This window comes from Lyngbya sp. PCC 8106 (genome assembly GCF_000169095.1).
Lineage (GTDB): Bacteria > Cyanobacteriota > Cyanobacteriia > Cyanobacteriales > Microcoleaceae > Capilliphycus.
Genome location: NZ_AAVU01000006.1, coordinates 131985 through 158286 on the forward strand (window position 1 = coordinate 131985; position 26302 = coordinate 158286).

The 26302-nt window shown below is 41.9% G+C and carries 15 protein-coding genes and 1 riboswitch; of the genes, 5 read left to right on the forward strand and 10 right to left on the reverse strand.

What is annotated here, in order from left to right; translation table 11 throughout:
- Positions 1 to 92: 92 nt before the first annotated feature.
- From L8106_RS06255 to L8106_RS34170, 9 genes are all read right to left on the reverse strand, one after another.
- The gene (locus tag L8106_RS06255; RefSeq protein ID WP_009783389.1) at positions 93 to 1310 is read right to left on the reverse strand and encodes a glycosyltransferase family 4 protein; all 1218 of its coding nucleotides are present in this window, start codon (positions 1308 to 1310) and stop codon (positions 93 to 95) included.
- A 66-nt stretch (positions 1311 to 1376) separates the two neighbouring features.
- Positions 1377 to 2960, reverse strand: coding sequence for a sulfotransferase domain-containing protein (locus L8106_RS30360; protein ID WP_009783390.1), 1584 nt, complete (start codon positions 2958 to 2960; stop codon positions 1377 to 1379).
- Positions 2961 to 3024: 64 nt separating this feature from the next.
- Positions 3025 to 9342, reverse strand: a complete 6318-nt coding sequence (locus L8106_RS06270; RefSeq protein ID WP_009783391.1) for a glycosyltransferase — start codon at positions 9340 to 9342, stop codon at positions 3025 to 3027.
- A 63-nt stretch (positions 9343 to 9405) separates the two neighbouring features.
- Positions 9406 to 10974 (reverse strand): methyltransferase domain-containing protein, encoded by a 1569-nt coding sequence (locus L8106_RS06275; protein ID WP_009783392.1) that lies wholly within the window; start codon positions 10972 to 10974, stop codon positions 9406 to 9408.
- A 41-nt stretch (positions 10975 to 11015) separates the two neighbouring features.
- Entirely contained in the window at positions 11016 to 12458 is a 1443-nt protein-coding gene (locus L8106_RS06280; protein WP_009783393.1) for a class I SAM-dependent methyltransferase, read from the reverse strand.
- Positions 12459 to 12482: 24 nt separating this feature from the next.
- On the reverse strand, positions 12483 to 13889 hold the full coding sequence (locus L8106_RS06285; RefSeq protein ID WP_009783394.1) for an ABC transporter ATP-binding protein: 1407 nt from the start codon (positions 13887 to 13889) through the stop codon (positions 12483 to 12485).
- A gap of 62 nt (positions 13890 to 13951) precedes the next feature.
- A complete protein-coding gene (locus L8106_RS06290; RefSeq protein ID WP_009783395.1) occupies positions 13952 to 14782 on the reverse strand; it encodes an ABC transporter permease in 831 nt (276 codons plus the stop codon).
- Between the two features lie 229 nt (positions 14783 to 15011).
- A complete protein-coding gene (locus L8106_RS06295; protein ID WP_009783396.1) occupies positions 15012 to 15365 on the reverse strand; it encodes a DUF4278 domain-containing protein in 354 nt (117 codons plus the stop codon).
- A gap of 43 nt (positions 15366 to 15408) precedes the next feature.
- Positions 15409 to 15516: riboswitch (Glutamine riboswitch) on the reverse strand.
- A gap of 138 nt (positions 15517 to 15654) precedes the next feature.
- The gene (locus L8106_RS34170; protein WP_023065523.1) at positions 15655 to 15777 is read right to left on the reverse strand and encodes a putative tcpA; all 123 of its coding nucleotides are present in this window, start codon (positions 15775 to 15777) and stop codon (positions 15655 to 15657) included.
- A 16-nt stretch (positions 15778 to 15793) separates the two neighbouring features.
- Between L8106_RS34170 and L8106_RS06305 the strand changes: the two genes are divergently transcribed.
- Positions 15794 to 16453 carry a DNA-3-methyladenine glycosylase gene (locus L8106_RS06305; RefSeq protein ID WP_009783397.1) on the forward strand — a complete coding sequence of 220 codons (660 nt, stop codon included), beginning with the start codon at positions 15794 to 15796 and terminating at the stop codon, positions 16451 to 16453.
- Between the two features lie 266 nt (positions 16454 to 16719).
- Positions 16720 to 19752, forward strand: coding sequence for a UPF0182 family protein (locus L8106_RS06310; protein WP_009783398.1), 3033 nt, complete (start codon positions 16720 to 16722; stop codon positions 19750 to 19752).
- Between the two features lie 18 nt (positions 19753 to 19770).
- Here the strand turns inward: L8106_RS06310 and L8106_RS06315 are convergent, their stop codons facing one another.
- On the reverse strand, positions 19771 to 20511 hold the full coding sequence (locus L8106_RS06315; protein WP_009783399.1) for a creatininase family protein: 741 nt from the start codon (positions 20509 to 20511) through the stop codon (positions 19771 to 19773).
- A 514-nt stretch (positions 20512 to 21025) separates the two neighbouring features.
- Between L8106_RS06315 and L8106_RS06320 the strand changes: the two genes are divergently transcribed.
- The 3 genes from L8106_RS06320 (at position 21026) to L8106_RS06330 (ending at position 26213) form a co-directional block, all read left to right on the forward strand.
- Positions 21026 to 21766, forward strand: a complete 741-nt coding sequence (locus L8106_RS06320) for a winged helix-turn-helix domain-containing protein (protein WP_009783400.1) — start codon at positions 21026 to 21028, stop codon at positions 21764 to 21766.
- Positions 21767 to 21851: 85 nt separating this feature from the next.
- On the forward strand, positions 21852 to 24095 hold the full coding sequence (locus L8106_RS06325) for a PhoX family phosphatase (RefSeq protein ID WP_009783401.1): 2244 nt from the start codon (positions 21852 to 21854) through the stop codon (positions 24093 to 24095).
- A gap of 180 nt (positions 24096 to 24275) precedes the next feature.
- On the forward strand, positions 24276 to 26213 hold the full coding sequence (locus L8106_RS06330) for an iron uptake porin (RefSeq protein ID WP_009783402.1): 1938 nt from the start codon (positions 24276 to 24278) through the stop codon (positions 26211 to 26213).
- Positions 26214 to 26302: the final 89 nt, after the last annotated feature.

A 26302-nucleotide genomic window follows, 5' to 3' on the forward strand; every position in this document is an offset into this window, starting at 1 on the left:
TTATCCCCTCGCTACCCGCTCACACTGAGAGTATGATCAGGCTGATTGACGCCCGGATACAAACGGTTCTACTTATTGCGTGTTTGTGATTGTCAGGAACGATTTGCGACTTCCTGAATTAGTTGTAATTGCAGGGGAAGCAGTTTTGCTAAATCATAGCGTTCTAAAGCCGTTTGACGTGCTTTGAGACGGATTTCTGCCATGCGATCCCGGTGATCAAGGACTTCTGAGACTCGATCTGCAATCTGTTTGGGCGAGAAAAAGTCCACTAATAAACCGTTTTCTCCATCCTGAATGACTTCTTTGACCGGGGATGTATCCGAACCGACGATTAAACACCCTGTAGACATCGACTCAATCATTGACCAAGACAGCACAAATGGCCGGGTTAAGTAAATGTGGACATCAGAGGCTTGAATCACTTTTAAATATTGGCCGTAAGGCAATGGCCCCACAAAATGAATTCGAGATAAATCTAACGGTATTTTCTTGAGCATATGCTCTTTGTAACTGACCCCATCGGGTAAGGATTTACCATAGCAAACTCGCTCTGACCCCACAACGACTACATGGCAGTTGGGCCGACGTTCCTGGATATACGCCACTGCTTCGATAAATTCGGGAAAACCTCGATAGGGTTCCATTCCTCGGGCGACATAAGTGACCAGTTCCTCGACACCGGATAAATCACAGTTGGGAAGCACCAGCTTGGCCCCTGGATCGGGTTTGAAGTAGCTGGTATCGACTCCATCATGGAGAACTGAGATCTTACTCTGCAATTGGGAGGGAAATTGCGATCGCTGCCAATGGGTGGGAGATATCCCCCGGTCACAAGAGTACAAATCAACCAGGATCGGAGTATTTTTAATCCGAATACGGGCCATATCATCAACGGTCAGGGGATCGGCTGGATCAAAGTCCGCATCCGATCCTCGACTGTGATAGAACCATTCAAAATAACATAGCAGGGGTGTATCGGGAAAGGCTTCTTTTGTAAACAACGTTGGCCCCCACCCCGAATGACCACAGATGATATCGGGGACAAACCCTTTGGCTTTTAGTTGTTCGGCCATTCTAAATACCCCTTGTCCATGCAACACAGCACTTTCTAAGGCGCGAACGTATTGATGGGTTTGGTTACTGGGATCGCGAGAGGGTTTAAATAAGGCTTTATGAACTCCGGGAATTTTCCACTCTGGACGCTCGTTTTTTGTCCCAAATACAATTTGATTTTTTGGGTCGGCCCCTAATGCGGTGATAATATGGCGATATTGAGCAGGGAAGTTAGGATGTAAAAATAAGGCTCGCATGGTTCATGTAAAATGGATCTTGAATTGATACTCATTACAAATTTCAGCACAATCGATGCAAATCCCTTAAAATTCTGCGGGCGCTCGACAGATCCACACACAATCTCTCGGGATAGTTTGAGTATCTTTGAGCATAATCTCATAGTTTAGATGAGTCAGAAACTTCTCCATAATCGAGTCAGTCATCACTGAAAATGACGTTCCATGTCTGCGTCCCAATAAGTTCTTATCCCAGTCATTTAGAAACTTATTCCACCCTAATTCACTCAAAATATTGGTATGGTGAAAAAGACATAAGCGCTCGCCCCGCATCAGTTGAGGAATTTGGGTTAGATAGTTGAAAATATCTCGCGGTTCAATATGTACCATCGTATCGTAGCAGAAGCAGAAATCAATTGAGCCGGGGTTAATCCCCTCTAATTTTAAACCATCAAGCTTGACATAACTGACTCGTTCTTCGCCTAAGCGATCGCGGGTTGTTTGCAACATCTTAGTTGAAATATCTGCACAAATCAAACTCTGACAATATTTTAACAATAATGCGGCGGTTTTTCCGCCCCCAATTCCGATTTCTAAAACGGTTTGATGGGATTGAATATAAGGCGCAATAAACTGGTTTTCAATTAAGGCTTCATATTCGGCTAGAGATTGAGCGGCACCGGCGGCTAACCCAATCCATTCATCACCCGGATAACTATACTCAGAATCGGTACGCCAATTTTTAATATAATCATCCCAAGCCCCTTCATAATCAATTTTTGAATCGTTCATTATCGGTTGTTTAAGTTGAGTAGTAGACGTAAATAAGGAAGAAGAAGTTCTTTCTAAAACCGCTTTGTTAGAGGAATCTTCTTCCTCTAATTTTAGCGGTAATTGTTTTTCTTTCCAGTCAAATTCTTGACCTAGAAATTCTACCAGTTTATCATTATAGGGTTGAAAATATTCAGTTAGGTGTTGACGAATTTGTGGACTGACTTGTGGATAAGCACCGACATTATATTTTTTATAGTTCGGAAGTTGATACGGGGGTAAACCCAAGAACTCAAAGACTTGATTCACACTCTCTGAACACTGGCTTAAAAAATCTTCACTTCTAAGGATTAAAAATTGTTCTCGCGGAAATAAATTCATCCAGTTTTGTAACTGTTCAATATAAATTCCTCGGGAAAGGTAGGAATAATGTTGATGATTATAGCTATAATAATTTTCATCGGATAGGAGTTTTTCAAGTTCTCCCTGAAGTCGTTCGGGTTCTTGAGTAATTGCTTCTTCTAAGGATAACATTTCATAGCCTAAATTCACTTCCCAATAGTAATGAGAAATTGCTCTATCTACAGGGTTTCTCAGCAAAACAATAAATTTCATTTGGGGAAAGTGTTGATAAACCCGTTCGGGAACACCAGGATGAAAGAGATAATAAGGGGTTCCTTCTCCTGTGAATAAGAGATTTCCATCTGCTGAGGTGGGAAATTGAGTGTGATACCAGTCTATTCCTTTTTGATAGTATAAGCTAAAAAAATGAACTTCTTTTTGTACCGCAGGGATAATCTGGGGATGCTGACAGAGATAATTATAGAGGGAATTTGTTCCGCCTTTTTGAGTTCCTAAAATCATAAAATGAGGCGGTTTTAGGCGTTCATACGAATTCATCTTTGACGGGTTCAAGTTGCTCTCCTTAGTGTTTTTTAGACTAAATTTTCTCAAAGTCTCCTTCCTAGAATTTCTTAGGACGCAAGATACACAAACAAAAATCAGATTCTAAACTCCCTGGAATTTCCATTAAAATTTCTTCAAATTCTAGCAACAACCGGACAATAGTTTCTCCCTTCGGTTCACCGGGTAACAGTTGAGCATGATTTAAAAGCGGATAGAGAGGATGTAAAATTCCACCCCCAAAAGGATTATAAACTTCAACGTCGAAATAATATTCAAGAAACGGTAAAATTAATTTAGAACGCACCGCTTCGGAGGGGTCAGTATTAAAGACTTGATAAATAGTTGGGTTAATAAATTCGCTTTGTAGTCCCGAACGTAACAGTTCGTTAAAACAACCATACAAACGATTAATTAACTCTACTTTCTTGCGGCTATAAATGCAGTAGTTATCGCCGACATATTCATTGACAATAAAATAACTTTCGGGATGCAATGATTGATGAACAATTTCTAAAAACCGCTCAATTTCTTTGACATGATGCAATGAACCCGAACAAAACGCAATATCATATTTCTTCCCGCTATCGAGGGTGAAGGTATTAAAATCATCGGTGTAGAAATTAACCTTAACTCCGGCAATTTCCGCACGATGTTTTGCTATGTCTAGGGAGGCTTCGGAGAAATCAAACGCATCAATTGTTTTGGCAAAATTAGCCTCCGCTAAGGTCACTTCATGGTTTCCCATTCCGCATCCCAACGATAATAAATTATTAAAGCTTCTTCCTGCGAAATAATCTTCTATCAACCATCGCAACCAATATTTCTGTGTTTGACCTCCCGACATTCGCCGATGAATAGTATCCTCAATAATCGGGTTTGATATCCATTCACTCGCACTCGCCGCAGTCGGATTTGCTTCCCAATAACTTTTATCTTGGGCGGGTTTTGTGGGTTGCAAAACGGGTTCGGGTGTTGACAGAGGTTGAATAAATTCTGCGGGGGAAACAGTTTGATGGGGATGGGGATTAATAAAGTAGGCTTCCTCAAATATTTGATGGTATTCTTGTGTCATTTCCTCGAAACTATTTAACGAGGCGAGGACATATTTCCCATTCTCTGCGAGGCGTTGACGTTCAGAGTCGTTTTCTAACAGTTTAATCAAATTTTCAGTTAATTCTTCAGGTTTATCGGGAGTGTAAAATAAACCATTGACTCCGGGTCTAACTTGTTCAGAAATCCCAAAAACGGGGGTGGTAATAATGGGTAAATTATACGCCATTGCTTCAAGAATCACTCGCGGATAACTTTCAATGCGAGAAGTACAAACAAAAATATCAGCCGCTTGGTAATATTTCGGAGTTTCAGGTGTTTCAGGAATAATAGAAATTTTAGACTGTAAAGGAGGCGGAAGTTGCTTGACTAATGTTGTGACTTGTGTACTATAAACACTCGGGCGATCGCCAACAATCAAACAACGAATTCGGTTATAGTATTCTGGGGGTAATAATGCTAAAGCTTTGACTAAATCCTGCTGACCTTTGCGTTCACAAACGGTTCCAACTAACAGAATAACAATTTCTGAGTCTTTAACTTGTAACGCTTCTCTCGCGTCTTGGCGGTTCCATTGTTCGGCGACTAATTTAAACCGTTCCACATCCATTCCATTGTGAATGACGGTAAAATTGTGATGACTATTTAAAGGTAAATAAATATTTCGGGTTGCATCCGCCACAAAAATAACCCGATAAGGATAGCGGAAACATTCTAACGCTCGGGCGGCAATTTCTGCACCAAACCCATTAAAATAAGTTTGCCAAGCCTCGCTTTCGTGAACATTCCAAACGGAAGGAACTCCTACTTTTTGGGCGCAGTCTACCATGAAAAAGTTTTCTAAGGTATTTGCATAAACCACATCATAACAATTTAGCTGTATTTGTTCAGCAAAATCGGTGAGGGCGAGGTCATATTGTTCCCGTTGATAGATATTAATTAAAGGATGGTCTTGTACAATAACCGTAATGCCTTTTTGTTCGTAAGCTGCTCGCAACGGCCCATCATTCACACAAAAAATAACAGGTTCTATTTTATCCTGGGCGGCTAATTGTACCGCAATTTCATATTGATGTAACGGTGCGCCTGTATATTCTAAAGCGTTGCTACACATCAACACTCGCGGCTTAATTTTCACCGGGGGATTTTGTATATTAAACCGTCGGGGTTGAATGTGAAACCATTCATTATCTAGGGATAAATGATGGCTGTAATAAGGGTCAATTTTATCAGCATATTTTTGACGGAAATGAGCGACTTCTTTCGGGTCATCTTTAAACCCTCTGGATGTTCCTTCTTTGTGTAATAATTCCGCTTCTGCACAATAGACACAACGATAATTCTTTTCGGTCAAACGATAACCATAGTCGGCATCATTATAAGCAACAGCAAAGTTTTGTTCATCAAATCCCCCTAACTCTAAAAACAGTTGACGAGGGGTTAATAAACAAGCTGCTGTCACCGCAGAATAGTTTCGCACGACTTTAGAATAAGCCAGATATCCAAAATAATCTCGATGAGAAAGTTTGAACGCATGACCTGCGAGTTTGTGGTGTAACCCATGAATAATTCCGGCGTGTTGAATATGGTCATCGGGGAAGATTAATCGCGCCCCGACAGCACCGACTTTTTCAAACTGAATATAACCCATCATCTGACTTAACCACTCGGGAGAAATAATTTCGGTGTCGTTGTTTAAAAATAAAACATAGTCAGTTTGAGTCTGTTCAACCGCCCGGTTATTTATCGCAGCAAAACTAAATTTACCGTGAGGATTAGCAACTCTGAGAACAGAAATTTTGGGTTCAGTTTCAGCCAGAGCAATCCAATCCAAATATTCTAAAGTTTTGGGGTCATCGCTTTCGTTATCAATAATCATAACTTCATAGTTTTGATAGGTCGTTTTTTCTAACAACGACTTCAAACAAGCTTGTAATAAATTAAGCTGATTTTTCGTGGGAATAATAATCGTGACAGAGGGGCCGTTATCGATAAATTGATGGGAAAAAATTCCCAAACTTTGTTTAACCGCCCAGTCCGGTTGATACACTTTAGATTCAATTTCTCGACGGTCTAAAGCCTCTTGAACGGCTAGACGACCTGCTTCAAAACTCGCAGGTTTAGCGGCACCAGAAATAGCGGTTGAACCGGGAGCTGTTCGCCAGTGATATAATACTAAAGGTAAATGAGCAATATGATGAGTATTTTCTGTTATTCTCAGGGCTAAATCATAATCCTGTGACCCTTCAAATCCTAACCGCATTCCGGCGACTTGTTCAAATAGTTTGCGCCGCAAAACTAACGCATGACCTATATACATATAAGATAACAGGAGTTCAGGCGACCAATCGGGTTTAAATTGAGGCGCGAACCGTTTTCCTTCTGTATCGATTTTGTCGTCGTCGGTATACATAACGTCGGTTTCAGGGTTTTCTACGAGGTAAAGGGCGATTTCTCCTAACGCATTGGGGGTGAGTTCGTCGTCGTGGTCTAGTAAGAGAATAAATTCCCCGGTGGCGAGAACTGCGGCTGAGTTGGTTGCGCGACTAATATTACCGTTTTCGGGGCGAAAGATGACTTTTATTCGTTCATCTTCTTCGGCAAATTTATTCAAAAATTCGGCAATTTCTGGGTCGCTACTGCAATCATCAGCGATGCACAATTCCCAGTTAGAATAAACTTGATTAATGACGCTATTAATCGCTTTTTCTAAAAATTCTATCGGGGGATTATAAACAGGCATCACCACCGAAATTTTTGCTAATTTTTCCGTTGGATAAGTTTGCAGTCGAGTTTGTAAATACTCTAAACTGCGTTGTGTCCATTGGTTCGCACTCAACCAAGCCTCATAAGGGTCGATGGGTTTGGGGAGTTCAAAACCCGAAGGGAGGAGGGCGAGGTCGGTGGTGGCTTTGGTTTTGCGGTACATCATCCGCGTTTGACGAATAATTGCCGGAATTTCGTTGGGTAGGGGCAGGAGGCGGCCCAGGCGTTGCTTGCGTTCGGCGGCCCGTTGGCGAATGGCCCCGACAAATTCTGATAACTGTCGCATTTTGGCCGAACTTTTGGCGGCGAGTCCATAGCGCCTTACAGTCAACGGTTGACTAAAGCTGTAAGTAACGGTTTCTCCGGTTTCTAACTCGGCTTCTAATACCACAGGCCACTGACCGACGGGGACATCCATCAAGACTTCAAAGCCGCTATTGCCACTTCCGGGCCAGTCGGGAAAGACTTCGCCCACGTCCCGACGTTGCAACCCATAGGCACATTGCATCGAATGTTCGCCACAGTTTAAGGTCAGTTGGGTGATGGGATGTTGGGGGTGACAACACCAACCTGCAAATAGAATTTGTCCGGGTCGTTGTTCTAGAGTGGGAACATCAAGAGAGGCTTGAATGGGGGAAACTTGCAGGGTATAGGTGGCGAATTTTTTCCATTTTCCCTTAGGATTTTGCAGTTCTAAATTAACGCTGTGATTGCCAACTATTAAGGGAATTTCTAGGCGGAATCCACATTTTTTAGCCGCTTCTATCCTATCAAAATGTTGGGCAACATCTAAGCGTTCTATTCCATAAACCCCTTCAAATGTTTCTGAACCTATTTTAGCACGAATTTCGGTAAAATCGCGCTTTCCGGTATAAAAACACCAGCCTTCTATTTGGGTAAATGTATCGCCATTGCCGATAAATTCCCATTGGGTTGGAGTCTCGATGTAATGGATATATTTGGCGGGGAGTTGGCGTCGAGCAAAACTTTTAAAGTCAACCCATTTTTCTCGGATTTTCCAAAGTTTAGAAGATTTAATCGCAGTGACTTCGCCTTGGGTTTGAACGAGTTCGAGTTGGGTTTGACCGAGTTCATTTTCCAGGGTATAAATTTTATTGAGGGCTTCTTGAAAATGGGCTTGAGACTCAAGTAAACTTTGCTGAAACGTCGCGGTTTGATATTGATGTTGACTCAGTTGAGTTTCTGCATGGGCGAGTTGAGTTTCGGTATGAGTGAGTTGGGTTAGGGTTTCTTGGTATTGAAGTTGAATTTGTTCGAGTTGTCCTTGGGTTTTCCCAAGTTCTGTTTCTGTTACTGTTAATTTATCTGCGGCTTCTTGAAAGTTTCTTTCTAAGTTTTGGGCGTGTATTTCTGACCCATTTAACTTATTTTGGGTTCCGACCAGTTGTTGTTGGGTTTTGCCGAGTTCTTCTTCGACTGTTGTGAGTTTTTTAATCGCTTCTTGACGGGTATTTTCAGCAGTATTCGTTTTGAGTTGAGCCAGACCAAGTTCTTCTTCTGTTGTAATCAGTTTATCTAAGGTTTCTTGATAGCGAATTTCAACGCCATCAAGCTGAAGTTGGGTTTGACCCAGTTCGGTTTCAGTTGTAACTAATTTATCAACGGCTTCTTGAAATCTATCTTCCCACTGTTCAATATCAATTTGAAGCTGTTCGTTTTCTTGAGTTAATAGTTTTTTGTCTTTTTCCAATAAACGAATTTGTGACCAATCTTTAAACACCCAAGTTAAAGAGGTGGACTGGTTTAAAACTTGTGACTCTACTGGGGTTAACCCGCGACTGAGATTTTCAGCTAATGCTTCAAGTTGTAAATAAAGGTCGATAGAATCTGGAAAACATTGTTTAATCAGTTGCGGTCTGGGAGTGGCTAAAATATTATCAACTAATAAAGTAGGGTCAAAATTATCTTCTGGAGGAGTGGGTAAATCCAGGTTGAATTTAGTATTAATTGCTTGAATAAACTCTTGAGGCTTAGTCCCCACTTTATAGACATTTACTAACAAACTCTGCTCTGGATTTTCTTGATAAAAATCGAGAACTTTTTTATTGTAATACATCCACATTTTTACCGCTAATTCTGGAGATTTTATCAGCGTTAAGTCTGTGGAACGGCGATAAAGAGAATCAACAACTTCCCAGGGAGAACGATAAACAAATATAAAATGAGCAGGCGGCAGCATTTCCTGCCAAAAGTTTAAAAATAATGTCGTTCTCGGGTCTTTCCATCCCCAAGGATGCTGAGAATCTTGGTTGTTTTGAATTAAACTTTCAGCTTGTTCAGTCTGTCGTGAATTTAGGGAAATATTCGACTGAAAAGTACACCCCAACTCATCAATATTATGGTCGCGTAAAACTCCCTTGTGAAATTCGACAAAATCAACATTTTCAAAGTGTCCTTTCACGTTGCCATAATTTGCTCCAACAAGGCGTTTCCCAATATTAACGCCCAAACGTTGTAGTAAAGATGCCGTCAAAGAAGTTCCGGAACGGTGCATTCCAGTAACAATAATAATCGGTGAGTGACTTTCAGCTTTCTCCATCGTTTTTAGGTTGTTTTTCAAAAGTAACTAATAATTCTTTTTTATCCCTCAAATCCTTTTTGCTCAATCGTTATCCGATAAACCTATAGCACGCCTCAGTTTAAACCATTTTGTCCTCAATTTCCAGAATTTACTACTTTCCATCGCTTGAATACGGTTTTGTGCCTGTTCAAGCAGAACTTGATATGATTCCAGTTGCCCTTGATATTTACCCACTTCCGTTTCAGTCTGTGACAGTTTCGCTTCACATTGTCCGAGTTGGGCTTGCACAAAGTCAAGTTGTGTTTCCCTCTGCAAGAGTTGGGCTTGGGTTTGTCCTAGTTTTTCCTCAGTTTGAGCCAACTTTGCTTGAGACTGTTCAAGTTGATTTTGAGTCTGGTGTAATTGGGTCTGAGTTTGGTTTAATTTTACCTGCTTTTGTTGTAGTTTTACTTGCATTTGGTGTAAGTCAGTTCGCAATGAAATCAGATGAGTCTGCCATTGAGTTTGAGGAATGAGTGATTTCACAACATCTGTTTCAATAATCCATTCTAAACCTGCAAAATTTACGGCTCGAATTATAAGAATATCTTCGGGTGAAAACTGATGACGGTTAATTTCACAAGACCAACCAGAATATAATGCTTCAGGTCGATTAAAATGTTTAACTAAATCTGGTCGTTCAATCTGAGGTTGACAGTGTTGAATCAACTGATTATTGACTATCATTTGAATTGTTTTCACTTGACTATTGGGATTAAAATCAACCGCCCATCCTTCTAAATAGAGATTACCATTCGGTTTGAGTTCACAACTATCTAAATAACCCAGAGGATGATAATTGAAGTTTATTTCTGTTAAGCTATTCTGTTTTTTGGGGGTGACGACATACAAATCTTGATAGTTACTTAGTCCTTTTTTGATGCGGTAAATTGTGGCTTGATTTTGACTAACTTTACCTATTAATTCGTGAATATAAGATTCAGTAACATAGGTTGTCCCATATTCATTCCGGTCAAGAAACTGACTCTCACTACTTTCGGTTGAAAAGACAATTCCTGACGGTAACATTTGTACGTGGGAGGGCATAACAGCCTCATCTAATACACTAAAAATTAGCAAGCCTTCAGGAGTTAAAAGGTCATAAAGTCGCTGCATCCAACGAGTGAAAGTTCGCTGAGGCATATGGCTAAAAAATGAGCCTGCATAGATACAATCAAATTTTTTATCACTCGGATAATCTTCAGGTTCACGAGTAGAAATAATCCCATTCACACCAAAGGTTTCTATCTGAAATTTTACCGCATTGGCATAAATATCCGATACCCAAACCTTCTCAGGAGCAATTTCTTGAATTAAAAATCGGGTCGAACGTCCATAACCACAAGCAAAATCTAGAAAAGAATCAACTTGAGCAAAACTGCCAAAGTGTGTATTAATAATTTGTCGGATAGAATCAATAATAGAACGTCCTAATAAATAATAATAGACTAAAGCGCGATCACTATTGCGGTCTTCTGACTCATCCAACTGATACAAGTACATTTCATCGTCGGCTGCAATTTGAGGCTGAAAGCTTTGGGGCGAGTGAGCTAGATGTTGAGTTACAGTTTTAACAATGGGGTTATTCTCGACAAAACGGTTAGTTTCCATAGTTTGTTTTCAAGTTAAATGTTTTTTGAGGTTTTTTATTTTTATCTTTTGATAATAGTTCCTAACGCTTGTCGAAGCTTCAACCATTGAGTTCTGATTTGCCAAAACTTACTACTTTTCATGGCTTTAATTTCATCGTTTGATTGTTCCAATAGAAACTGACTAGATTCAAGGTTAAACTGACAATTCCCTAATTCTGTTTCAAGTTGTGTTAGTTTATCTCGGGCTTGAGAAAGGGTAAATTCTGTCAATTCGAGTTGAGATTGTGTTGCTTGGAGTAGAGTTTCATGCTGTTTTAACTGGCTTTGAGTTTGATAAAGTTCCTCTCGCCATCGAGTCTTAAGCATCAGATTTTTAACGGTTTCTACAGCAATAATCCATTCAAGTCCGGCTGTATTTTTAGCTTTAATTAAAAGAATATCTTGAGGTGAAATTTGACCCGCATCTATTGACAAATTCCATCCTGATTTAAGGGCTTGAGAGGTTTTAAAAAAATCTACTAAATCTGGACGTTCTTGTGAGGGCTGACACTGTTGAATGATTTTGTGATTGACAATCATTTGAACGGACTCAACAGAGCCGTTTGGGTTAGAATCTATTGCCCAACCTGCGAGTTGAATATCTCCCGTTGGGGTGATGTTACAGTTATCTAGATAACCTTGGGGATGATACTTAAAGTTTAAAGCCGTAAAATCTTTATCGGGCTGAGGTGTGACTAAATATAAATCTTGATAGTTACTCAATCCTTTTTTAATTCGGCAAATAGAGGCTTTATTATGACTAACTTGAGTAATTAATTCTCGAATATAAGTTTCATTTACATAGGTTGTACCATAATCATTGCGGTCAAGCAACTGACTTTCGCTACTCTCGGAAGAAAAGAGAATTCCCTCTGCTGCCATTGGGGTAGATGACGGTAAAATTTCCTCATCTAATACACTAAAAATTAACAATCCTTCGGGATTTAATAAATGATAGAGTTGCTGCATCCAGGGTTTAAAAGTACGGGGCGGCATATGACTAAAAAATGACCCCGCATAAATACAATCAAACTTTTGCTGAACTTGATAATCTTCAGGGTTGCGAGTGGAAACAATACCATTCACCCCAAAATATTCCGTTTGAAACTTCACCGCAGCAGTATAAATATCTGAAGCCCAAATCTTTTCCGTTGGCATTTCTTGAACTAAAAACCGCATCAAGCGACCATATCCACAGGCGAAATCGAGAAAGGATGAAATTTGTTTAAAACTGCCAAAATATTGATTAATAATTTGTTGGATAGAATCAAATAATGTCCGACCTAATCCATAATAACTGACTAAAGCCTGATCAAAATTCTGATCTTCGAGTTCATCCAACTGATACAAAAACATCTCATCGATAGCAGCAATTTGAGCCTGAAAAGTTTGGGGATAGCGAGCCAAATGCTGAACTAAAGTTTCAACAATAGGATTATTTTCAACAAAAAAATTAACTTCCATAGCCGGATTTTTGATTAAAGAGGATTAAAGATATTGTTGTATTTCCTGTTCCGGTTTAACTTGACCCGAAGTTACGGTTAATTTGGGTTCAACGAGTAAGTCTACAACTCCCGTACCGCAAGAACTTTCACAAGGTTGAACTCTAAACATAGCAACATCAATACATCGGTCAAGATAGGTAAATTCGCCTTCTACAATTCCCGATACCCCGGCATTCAAAAAGTAAACATCCGGTGCCAGTAAACATTTAAACTTGAATTCTAACACGAGTTGGGTTTCGGGTTCGATGTGTTTAATAAATTGGGATGAAGCGAGGAAAGAAGCACCTGCAAGTTCAAACCCACTGACGGTTTTTACCAACATTCCAAAGCGGACGTGTGAGGCGGCTTTTTGAAAGTCTACCGTATAGGTATAAACATAATCATTCCGAGCGATAATATGATTAACTCGTTCCCCTTTTGGAGTCGCAATATAAGGATCACGAATTTCAGCCCCGCGAGAAGGATAATGAATAGGATTATCAGGCTTTAATTTGGCGTCATAATAGTCATAGTAATCTGCTTGTTTAGACTCAGTTTGCTGAGAGTTAGTTTGACTGCGATGATATTTTTTCCACTCGACCTTCTGAAACACTTCCTGGGGCTTAAAAGACGCTTTAAGATGCCGAATTTCCTCCCGTAATCGTTCTGATTCTGTGGCATCGGCGTAGATCATTTTTTGATATTTTGATATAATCATCTTGGGGCTATGTTCAAGCAAGATTTCACCCCGATCCATCAAAATCGCAGAATCACAAAGTTGAGTAACAGAGGAAGCTGCGTGAGAAACAAATAAAATCGTTCCGCCTCGATCTTGGATTTCATGGATACGACTAAAACATTTGCGTTGAAAGGCTTCATCCCCAACAGAAAGGGCTTCATCGACCACTAAAATATCAGGATCAGAACTGGTCGCCACTGCAAATGCTAACCGCACATACATTCCGCTAGAATAGGTTTTAACGGGTTGATTGATAAAGTCTCCAATATCTGCAAAAGCAACGATTTCATCAAATTTTTGTTCAATTTCCTGATGTTTTAGCCCCAGTAATTGACCGTTAAAAAATACATTTTGTCGTCCGGTAAATTCGGGGTTAAATCCACTGCCAAGTTCTAACAACGCCGAAACTCGCCCCTGAAGTTCTACGCTTCCTGTCGTTGGGGTAAGTGTACCGACAATAATCTGAAGTAACGTACTTTTTCCCGAACCATTTCGACCGACAATTCCTAAAGTTTGCCCTTTATAAACTTGTAAATTAATCTCTCGCAACGCCCAAAATTTCTCGGCGAGTTGCTGATGGGGCAGAAAAATCTCCTTAAGTCGGTCAACCGGATGTCGATACCGCTTAAAACACTTGGAAACATTATTAACTGAAATTGCAATTTCGGACATTCGTCGTTTACTAGCTACCGAGACATCGTAATCGGTTGTTGTCTGAAAAAAACGATTGGCAATTACAAAACATCTGCAAAAGCCGGACGCAAACGTTTGTAGACCCACACACCGCCATAGAATATAATGATAGAGACGATGGAGGCGGTGGCAAGTTCTCCCCAATGTTCAATCTGACCCTTTAGTACGATATCACGGTAGGATTCAGCGATCGCCGTAATCGGATTCAACCAAAATACCCAAACCTGCCAAGCTTCGGGAATTTTAGCAGCGGGATAAACAATCGGAGTCGCATAAAACCAGAGATTGAGAATCACGCCCAAACTTTGAGGAATATCTCGCAAAAAGACCGTTAAACCTGCGCTTAAATATCCTAAACCTGAGGTGAGGAGAAGTTGAGGAATCCAAACCAAGGGTAACAGCCACCAACTAATCGTCGGTTCGGGAACGATAATCAAAGTTAACCCGACTAAAGCAACTAGCCCAAAGCTACTCTCAATAAACGCGGAACAAATCGGCACCAAGGGAAGCAGCCCCAATGGAAACACCACTTTTTTGACGAGGTTAGGCTGTCCCACAACAGAAGTCGTGGCTTGCGTCAGTCCGTTGGTAAAGGCTAACCAAGGTAACAATCCTGCAAATAACCACAACCCAAACGCCAACTTATTATCAGCCGGAACCCCTTGAATATCAAGTTTGACTTGCAGGACGATTGAAAAGACATAGGTAAAAATCAGCAGTTGGACAAGCTGATTGAGAAGTGGCCATAAATTCCCTAAAATGGAACCTTTATAGCGGGCTTCCAAGTCTCGTCGTACTAGGGTAATCAGTAAGTTCAGTTTGATCGACCACTGATTCTCTAGCAATTGTCGGCGGAGGACAACGCTTTTCATAGATCTGACCAATTTCTGTTTCCTCGTCCACTACACACACCACGACTAGATTATCCTCAGACCCGTTCCTGAAGTTTGCACCCGGAATCGGCGACGATGGAAAACTGTCAGCATTTAGCTTAGTCTATAAGTGTGCCACATCAACGTAACTTCTGGGTAGTCCACAAAAAAACACCCCACAATGGGGGTGCTAACTTCTACAACAGAGATTTATTAAACAGTCAATTTCCTACACAGGGCTATAGGTTGCTTGATTGTTGAGGTTGAGTCCGACTTCATCAGCCAGACGGTTCAGCATCGACTGTTCACGCTTCATTTCAGAGCGTTCGTGCTTTAACATTAGAATTCGGGATTTCTCGGCAATGGTTAGGGAAGTTTCTGTCGGGCTTTCCGTAGAGACATCATGATTGCCATATTTAACCCCACGATAGGTGAGATTGTGACTCGGTTGCAAAACGGGGGGTTTCTTCAGGTTGCAAAAACGCCAATCTTGTCCCCGATATTTTCCGGCGACTGCTCCAGTTGAAGTGGCAATTTCCGGCGGATTGTATTCGTAATCTATTCCACGATAGTTCAGTTTCATCTTAATCGCCTCTCCTTTTTAATGCGATGGGTTGACAAAGTGAGGCGCGTTCCTTCGGGAATGATGATTTCCCTACTTCCGTCTCTCCTATCTCGATGATTTTCCTGACTATACCTAGATCAGCGTTCTCCAGATCAGAGAGATGAACGTTTTCTTTTTCCTGTCTGTATCTATTGTTACGCTTTTTCAGAAAAATGTCAAGTATCTCTCACTTTTTTTAGGGAATAGGGAACGGGGAACAGGGGAAGGCAAGAGATCTCCCTACCTCCCGACCTCCCCATCTCCCTATTTAGTGGGCGCAACCATTACCGTGATAATCATCGCTATCATAGAAACCGTTTTTGGTGCCGAAGAACAGACAGGAAATAGTAAATAAAACCGTTAATCCTGCCAAAATCAACTTAACTTCCATTTTGGAATCTCCTGTAATGAATACCAATTTTAATGAGATTGTAGACGCGACTTGGCTATCTCGTCCATCTCCTACCATAGCGTTAGAATTGTTGGGTTGTACTGTGGTGCGACAACTTCCCCATGGTGAACAAATTCGGGGCGTGATTGTGGAAACAGAAGCTTATATGGCGGGTGATCCGGCTTGTCATGCTTACCGCAAACGGACTCCTCGCAATACTGTTATGTTTGGGCCGGCGGGGATGAGTTATGTTTATTTAATCTACGGAATCTACCACTGTTTAAATATCGTCACCGATGAGGATGGAATCGCGAGTGCGGTTTTAATTCGGGCTTTAGAATTGTCTAAGATACCTGACTGTCTTCAACAAGATTTAAACTTCCCGGCAAAAAGCGATCGCAATGTTAATAAATCCTTAAAAAAAGATAAATTTTCTCGTCTGGCTGCGGGGCCGGGAAAACTCTGTCGAGTGTTAAAAATTGATCGCACATTAACCGATTTACCTTTGCATCCCCATCAACCTTTATGGCTAGAACATCGAACACCCACATTTCAACAATCAGTTAATAGTGGTAAAATTCAGTTTATACAAACCACCCGTATTGGGATTACTCAAGGAACAGATTTACCTTGGCGGTGGTATATTGCAGACTGTCCGGCTGTGTCTCAGTTTTAATTTTAGTATTTTATGAATTTGTTATTTTAACAGCCAAACATCATCTAAAATTGTCATTCTAAGTGCAATTGAATAATCTATAACTCTAGATTTTCTAACACAATCTGCTTTGTTTAAAAAAACTTAATATCATTTTTAAAACTTTTGCGGTAAAATTAGAGCGTATGATAAACTTTAGGCTAACTCTGGCTTCCAGACACCCTACACCGAGAACTCTGGTGGCTTCGCAAAACATCTCAACTTTAGCATTCTACCTTTGAATTCAAATGGTGATCAAATCCCGATTTTTCCAAGCAATTATCCTCCTTTTTGGGTTGTGGCTTTTTGTTGATTTAGTCACTCATATTGTGGCAGAAGGGTTTTGGTTTCAGGAATTGGGATATTTATCTGTTTATTGGTTACGATTAATCACTCGGGCAATTCTGTGGTTTTTCGGCTTAAGTATTACCGCCAGTTTTTTACTGGGAAATCAATTTATCGCTAGCTACTACAAATATCCTCCACCAACCCCCGAACCCACTCAGAGAAATACTTTTTTCTCCCCTGAACCCGCACCTAAAATTCCCGCATTAGAGTTGGGTTGGTTACTCGTCTTTGTGATCAGTTTGTCGCTGTTACTCGCTTTAATCGTTTTGCATTATGGAACAATCTTTATCGACTATTGGAAACCCGATTTTTCTGAACCCTTAGTTTCGCCTCTCCTCCCAGATCGCTTTGATGTCAAACCCCTATTTGAACTGATTCGACAGTTATTTTCTCAGTGGTGGTTGCTGGGAATTTTAGTCATTATTACTTTAGTCTTAATTTTACAACTTGAATTTTCTTTAATTGCGATCGCAGTATTTCTCAGTTTAGGATTTGGCTTAGTTTTATCCAGTCATTGGACAAACGTTCTACAATATTTCAATCCGACATTATTCAACCAAAATGATGATATTTTTGGGCAAAACATTAGCTTTTATCTCTTTACCTTACCCATTGCACATCTACTCGAATTCTGGATAGTGGGATTATTTTTCTGTGGATTAGTCTCTTGTAGTCTGATTTATTTTCACTCTGGAAATAGTCTCAGTCAAGGACGATTTCCAGGTTTTTCACAACCCCAACAGCGACACTTACACGCTCTCGGTGGAATGCTGATGTTGAGTGTTGCTTTCAAGCATTGGCTGTCTCGATATGAACTCCTTTATTCTCAACGCGGAGTCATTTTTGGGGCAGGTTATACCGATGTCAATGTGCAGGCACCCGCCGATTTAATGCTCTGTTTTATCGCCATCATTATTGCAATTTTTCTATTTTGGCAAGCCTTTTTCTCCGTCAAAGCAATAGAACCTTATATTAATCAAATTTTAAAACCATTTAGACAGCGTATTTACCGAAAGAAAAACAACTCAAAAGCACGATTATTCGCCGATAGTTATTCCCTGCGAGCGATTTTAGGATGGTATCTAACCATCTCCTTTCTTGCCGGTTGGGTACTCCCAGAAACCGTACAACGCTTCGTCGTACAACCGAATGAAATCGAACGAGAAGCCCCCTTTATTGAACGCAGTATTGGTTACACTCGCCAAGCCTTTAATCTCGACACAATTACCTCAGAAATCTTTAATCCAGAAGGAGAATTAACTTACTCTGATATTCAAAAAAACGATCTCACCATCAAAAACATTCGACTTTGGGATGAACGTCCTCTCCTCCAAACAAACCGCCAGTTACAACAAATCCGTTTATACTACGAATTTCCCGATGCTAATATTGATCGTTATACATTACTCAAACCCCCCGCAGAACAAACCCCAAGAGATCGCACCGAAAAGCAACAAGTTTTAATTGCAGCCCGAGAATTAAACTATAATTCAGTCCCCAGTGAAGCCCAAACTTGGGTGAATAAACATTTAGTTTATACTCATGGTTATGGGTTTACACTCTCCCCCGTAAATACCGTTGGCGATGGAGGACTACCGAATTATTTTGTCAGAGATATTGGTGCCGATCCCAAACTCGATCCTGAAAGTACCTTAGAAGTTGATCAACGAGTTCAGTATAGTATTCCCATCGGAGAACCCCGTATTTACTACGGTGAACTGACCAATACTAATATTATGACATCGACTCAAATTCAAGAGTTAGATTATCCTTTAGGGAGTGAAAACACTTATAATACTTATGATGGTCAGGGCGGAATTTTAATTGGTCGGGGATGGCGACGGTTACTATTTGCTAAACATTTAAAGAACTGGCAAATGATGTTTGCGCGAAATTTCTTACCCGATACAAAGTTACTTTTTCGTCGAAATATCAAAGAACGAGTAAAAATGATCGCGCCTTTTTTACGCTACGATAGCGATCCGTATTTAGTCGTTGCTGATGCAAATTTAAACTGGCCTGATAATCAAGCATCCACCCCTCCAAACTATTTATATTGGATCATTGATGCCTATACAACTAGCACTCGTTATCCCTATTCTGATCCGGGAAATGAGAAATTTAACTATATTCGCAACTCCGTTAAAGTCGTTGTTGATGCTTATAATGGTACGGTTCGGTTTTACTATTTCAACGATCCTGAAGATCCAATTTTAACCACTTGGCGAAGGATTTTTCCTGAGTTATTCCAACCCATTCAGGAAATGCCCGGAACCTTGTATGTACATATTCGCTATCCCGTTGATTTATTCAAGGTTCAATCTGAACAATTACTCACCTATCATATGGATGATGTGCGAATATTTTATAACAGAGAAGACCAATGGCGAATCCCGAAAGAAATTTATGCGAATGAACCCAAGTCCATAGAACCTTACTATTTAATTATGCGGCTTCCTGAAGAAAGCAGCGAAGAATTTATATTACTACAACCCTTTACACCCGCCAGTCGAATTAATTTAGTCGCTTGGATGGCAGCTCGTTCGGATACCCAACAATATGGTAAATTATTATTGTATCGCTTTCCCAAACAAGAATTTATTTTTGGCCCCGAACAAGTCGAAGCCTTAATCAATCAAACCCCAGAAATTTCCGAACAAATTTCGCTGTGGAATCGTCAGGGTTCCCGAGTTGTCCAGGGAAACTTATTGGTGATTCCGATTGAGAAATCCCTGCTTTATGTCGAACCGATTTATTTAGAAGCGACTGAAAATAGTCTCCCTACTCTTGCCCGAGTGATCGTTTTTTACAATAACAGTATTGTGATGAGATCGAGTTTACAGGAAGCATTACGAGATGTTTTTGAAGCTAAACCGACAGTCGCCCCTGTTACCGTTCCCTCTCCGACAAATGTAGATATTCTGGGAAATTGATCTCAACTTCTCTCAGGTCTAGTTCAAAAATTCTAGATAGTTATTACTGAGGTCTTTAACGGCGAGTTCATACAATTGTTTTCCGTGTTCAGGAGTGGCTAAAGCGGGGTTCGATCCCATCCGACCATCGGGATAATGACGGCGAAAATCAGCCGCCCCATAAATGGGATAACCTTTGGCTACATCTTCAGATAAGGGCGCTTGTTTGATCGCTTCAGGATAAAGATATTGAGTCACAGCCACTTCACTCGGAGTTGCGTGAGAACCCTCTTGATCGGCGTAAAGTTCCTTGGCGAGTTTGTACACAGACCGACACATAAACCAATTTCCCACCTGACATCGTACTTGGTCAGCGTTGGGGAGGTGGAGATCAGCAAGATGGGCGTAAGTTTCCGCAAAAGCAGCTTTGAGTGTGGCAATATTTCCCCCATGACCGTTGATGAAGAAAAATTTATTAAAGCCATGTCCGGCTAAAGATGTGATATAATCTTTAATCACGTTAATGAGCGTGCTAGGTTGGAGGCTCATCGAACCGGGAAAAGCCATGTGATGGAGTGCCATTCCCACGTTGATAGTCGGGCTAACTAGGGCGTTTGTTGCTTCTCCGGTGCCTTTGGCGATCGCTTCAGCACAAATCGCATCGGTGCCAATCAGTCCAGTCGGCCCATGTTGCTCAGTGGAACCAATTGGGATAATAATGCCTGTAGACTGGGATAAATAGGTTTCGACCTCCGGCCAGGTACTCAGATGTAATAACATTATATGAAGTTAAAGAGGTTAAACTGCGGACTGTTAATTTAGGGATGAAATTTGTCCTACACCAGAACAGTTTAACAGTCAAGGCAATGATCCCGCTAAAATTCAAGCGATGTCTCTCAAGCAAGCCCCGGAGTCCGGTCAAAATTCTTTAACTCGGAGAAAATTTCTTAACCAAAAGATTACCAAAAGATTACCTAATCTTAACCTTTTAATCATACAATTCAAACTGTATCCCCTTTATTAATCCGATCAAGCTGATTTGGAGTAGATAATGTTTAGAAAACTCGCATCGAAGTGTTTAGATGAGCGAGTAAAGAGTTTTTGGCTCACCGTTGTGAGTGGGGATTTTCGATCAATTCTACCCCTAACCTCTCAATGTGGGCCTACCCGTCAATGGCAGCATATCTACGTTGGATGGATTGTTGGGAATTAATCTTTTCAGGAAGTTTAATTTTTCCAAAGTGACTTCTGATTGCAATGACAAGTTCACACGATCCAAACAGTAGGAATATTTATGTTTTCTCCCGATTTAGACAAGAGTTCTTATCGTACTGACTTGAAATATTCAGGTCAAATCTTGTTACTGGAACACGAAGAACCCTGGCGAGATATGCTGTCTTTAGCGCTGAAAGAACACGGCTACACTGTGATTCTTGCCCTAGATGGGCGTGAAGCTTTACCCACGGTTCATAGCCCCTCATCTAAGATGAGTGAATTTCCATTTAACCTATTAATATTAGACGCAGTTAATGGTCTTGATCTGTGTCGAATGTTACGGCATCAAGGGAATCCCGTTCCGATTCTAATTATCGGCACAAAAGAAACTGCTAATAACTGTGCATTTTACTTAGAAGCCGGGGCTGATGATTACCTCAGTAAGCCGTTTGGCATGAGAGAATTTATCGCTCGCTGTCGGGCTTTGATGCGTCGTCAGCGTCTGTGTCAGCTTCCAGGCCCGGTCATGTTGCAATACAAAGATATCATCCTGTATCAAGAAGAATGCCGGGTTATGGCTCGAGGTCAAGAGCTAAAACTTTCGCCAAAACAATTCCGCTTGTTAGAACTCTTTATGAGTTATCCCCGTCGAGTTTGGTCCCGTGAACAATTACTGGATTTGATTTGGGGGCCTGACTTTATTGGAGATAGCAAAACGGTTGACGTTCATATTCGTTGGTTGCGAGAAAAACTCGAAATCGACCCCAGTAATCCTGAATATATTGTCACGGTGCGAGGATTTGGGTATCGCTTTGGGTAGGGGAACAAAGAGGTGGCACAAAGCGATGGGGAATCGTTAAAATAATCAAAAGAATAATGCTTCTACCCTCCTCCTCAAAGATTTTATGAGACTCAAACGACGAGAATTTCTGTTATTCCTCGGTGCAAGCTTGAGTACAGCAAGCTTAAATTCTTGTGAAAATAAAAATCTTTCACTTGACCCCAAATCTTCCCTGAAATCTCCTAAAACTCCCTTGAGTTTTAAACCCATTAAAGGGCCGATGCCCCTAGCAACAGACGTTGTAGAAACCCAAGTCGGACAATTCATCCCCGTTCGTACAGCTTCAGCGTCCAACCAACAAATTCAAGCCTATAAAACCTATGAAGTTGTTGATGATCTGGTCTTACCTGAAGGGTTTACCTATGATCTAATTGCCGCTTGGGGTGATCCAGTCGGAGACTCTCGATTTGGCTACAATAATGATTATTTATCCTTCATCGAAACGAATCAAAATGAAGGTTATTTAACCATAAATTTTGAATATATTAGTTCAGCCACTTGGGTGCAAACCTACGAAAAAGTAATCGGTAAATCCCTACCGATTCAAACCATTGAAGCCGCTCTCAAAGCCGAGAAAAAACCTCGAATTAATGCCTTTGCATTGCCAGCCAATAATTCAGTACGACAAGCCATTCGAGAAGTCTCCCAACAAGGGTTAACCGATATGGGCATGGGTGTAATTTCCATTCGTCGTAATGGGGAAGGGCAATGGGAACGCACCTACTCCGCCGAAGATCGACGGATTACCGGAATTTCCGGTTGGATTGATGGCCGTTATCTGAAGTCAACCGGGCCTGCTGTCGCGGTCTTTCGCAAAAAAGGCAAAGGCTACACCGACGGGCTTGGCGATCGCATTATCGGCACCTTTGGCAATTGTGCAGGAGGAACAACCCCTTGGGGAACCGTGTTTAGTGCCGAAGAAAATATTCAAACCCACGTCCCAGAGGATGTATACCCAGATGGCACCTGTGTGAATCCGAGTGAAAACCCCTTTTCCGGGAATTTAAGCGGGTTGGGGAATGTGTTCGGACTGGCGGGAAATAAATATGGCTGGATGGTGGAAGTTGATCCAGCCAATGCCAATGATTACGGTACGAAGCATACGTGGTTAGGTCGTTATCGTCACGAAGCCGTGGGAATTCGGGTAGAAGCCGGGAAACCGCTAGCATTTTATTCAGGATGCGATCGCCGAGGCGGACACGTTTATAAATATGTTAGTCGAGAGTCCGTTCAAGATCCTCAAGATCAACAGAATTCTCGCTTACTCGAACAAGGAATGTTGTACGCGGCGAAATTTAACGCCGATGGGACAGGTCGTTGGATTCCTTTAAAAGCCGATACGCGAGTTAATCCCGATTTACCGAGCGTTCACGTAGGGGGAATCATCTGTTTACCCAAACGACCCGCAGGCGGGGCGATGATTGCGGCAAAAGATGAAGAAGCGATCGCCTTTCAGCGGCAATATCAGACATTAGCGGATCTATATGAAGGGGATACCCCAGATGAAATCCAAGGTGCCATCTTAATTGATGCTCATTTAGCCGCTAGTGCAGCCGGGGCGACTTGTACCGCCCGTCCCGAAGATACAGACATTGCCCCAGATGGCTCTTTATTTATTGCCTTTACCTCCGGTTCTCCCGATGACCAAACAGGCGGGCCAGACCAACAAGTATTTCAAGGTCCAACGGTCGAAACCCCCTATGAATATGGTTGGATTATGCGGTTGAGCGAACAAGGAAATCAACCCGATGCGAAGACCTTTCAATGGCAGATGTTTGCCACCGGGGGCGAAGTCGCAGATGGAGGTTCCGGTTTTGCCAACCCCGATAACCTGGCTTTTGATGGTAAAGGCAATATTTGGATGGTCACAGATATGTCTACGAGTAAACATAATCAACCCGTACCCTCCGGTCGAGTCGATGAAAAAGGTCAGCCTTTGAGCCAGTCCAATTTGTTAGGGGTTTATGGCAATAATTCAGTTTGGTTTTTGCCGACTTCGGGAGAAAATGCGGGGAATGCCTATTTATTTGCAATGGGGCCGATGGAATGTGAAATGACCGGGCCTTTTTTTAGTCCGGATCAACAGACCTTATTTCTATCAGCTCAACACCCCGGAGAAGCCAATGGAATTCGTCAAAAGATGGCGACACAAGAGCGTCAGTTTGCCTTGCGAACCACAGAAGGCGAGGAATTTATTCAAACTCGACGAGTCCCAATTGGTTCCAACTGGCCGCTAAAAACTCCCAATAGTCCACCTTTACCGGGAGTAATTGCAATTCGTCACCTCAATTCCAAACAAATTGTGTAGGATCAATGAGGGAACTTAGACGAAAGTTGAACTGATGGGATTCAACATACAGAAGTAACACCTTCTTTCAGCCCTGCTTGACTGTCAGAAAACTCCTGTTAAGATTGTGGTACTATTGGTTCAACTGAGCTGGGGACTCCCTTGCTTTTGGTATTTTAAGTCGGTGTGAGATTGGAGATCATGAACAAAATTCTATGGAACACTCTTAAGCAGAGTCCAGGTATTCTGGGCGCTGCTCTTGCCTTAACTAATGCCGCCCTAGCCACTGAAACTTCATCTGTCAGGTTAGATTCAACCCCTGACTTAGCAACTGGAGCGATTCATTCAGTTGAGTGGCAGCAAGCAGAGCATTCAGAATTATTAACTTTAACTCAGGGGAATTCAGATTTTGAGGTTTCATCCTTAGTCGATCTCACAGATGGAGCTAAGAATGAAATTGCACCTGTTGCCCCAGTAATGACAAATAATGGCGAGGCTCCAGCTCAGACCGCTACTTCAGATGCGCTTTCAGTGTCTGAAACGTCTGAGTTGCAACTGGCTCAAGTTGAAACCGCAGCTCCTGTCGAGAATTCTGAGGTGGGAATTTCTGACCTCGAACAAATGGAACTCTACACCGCAGAAACAGATGTGATGGATCAAGTCACGTCAGTCTCTCAGCTTTCAGACGTACAGCCGACTGACTGGGCGTTCCAAGCCCTGCAATCCCTGGTTGAGCGTTACGGTTGTATTGCAGGTTATCCCGATGGTACCTACAAGGGAAACCGGGCGATGACTCGTTACGAATTTGCCGCAGGTTTAAACGCTTGTTTGGAACGGGTGAATGAACTGATTGCCGCTTCTACGGCGAACTTGGTGACTCGGGAAGATTTAGCCGTTCTGCAACGCTTACAAGAAGAATTTGCGGCAGAATTGGCTGCTTTACGCGGTCGGGTATTAGCGTTGGAAGCACGCACGGCTGAACTCGAAGCCAATCAATTCTCCACAACCACCAAGTTAAGAGGGGAAGTGATCTTCTTTATTGGTGATACTTTTGGAGATCGGGCTGAATATACGACTGTCGGAGGGCCGAACGTTGAGGACAGTGATGACCCGACACAAAGCTACTTCGGTTATCGGGCGCGTTTAAACTTCGATACCAGCTTTACCGGGGAAGATTTACTGCGAACTCGTGTCGAAGCCAAAGACGTTCCCAACTTGAGTCGTGAAGGCTTGACCAATACTTTGATGACTCGTCTCGGTACTGATGGCGGAGATGGAGACTTCACCCTCGATGACCTCTACTATCGCTTCCCAGTTTTCAACGGTAAAGGTCAAGTTTACTTCGGTGCCAAGAGTTTAGACTTGGATGACCTTCAAGATCCTCTTAGCCCCTTCCAAAGTACGGGTGCTGGTGCGGCTTCCCGGTTTGGACGCTATAACCCCACAACATTCCGAGGAAATGAGGGAACGGGTTTGGGTATGAAGTATCAGCTTAATGAGAGAATGCGGATAAACTTCGGCTACCTCGCCAACCAAGATGATGCACCTGATCCGACTGAAGGTCGAGGTTTGTTTGATGGGGGTCACTCCGCCTTCGTGCAATTTATCTACGAACCTTTGGATAATTTGGTCGTCGCTCTTGATTATAACCGTCGCTATTTCCGAGAAGGTGATGTGAGTGTCAGTGGCGGAACAGGTAGTTTCCTCGCTAACCGTCCGTTTGGAGACAACCCCACAACCAGCGATAACTTAGGCTTCCAGACGAACTGGAGAATCGCCGATCAGTTTGAGTTAGGTGGTTGGCTCGGTGTCGCGTGGGCTGATGACAAGCCGACTGGCCGAGGGGATGACCTGGATGCGACTATCCTGAACTTCGCGGTAACATTAGCGTTTCCTGACTTATTCCGAGAAGGAAGCTTAGGGGGTGTGATTGTCGGTATGCAGCCGAAAGTGGTTTATCACACTCTGGAGCGTTTGGAAGAAGAAAAAACAGGAATTCACATTGAAGCTTTCTATCGCTATCAGGTCAATGACTATGTGGCTTTAGTCCCTGGTGTTTATATTATCACTGACCCTGAACATACGGATGAGAATGACACGGTTGTTGTCACCACATTCCGGACTCAATTCCGTTTCTAATGAGTTGAGTTTCATTCAAAAAACTTAAAGAGAGGGGAAAAGATGTGAATGACTCACCTAAATTCCCCTCTGTTTTTTTTGAGTTCAAA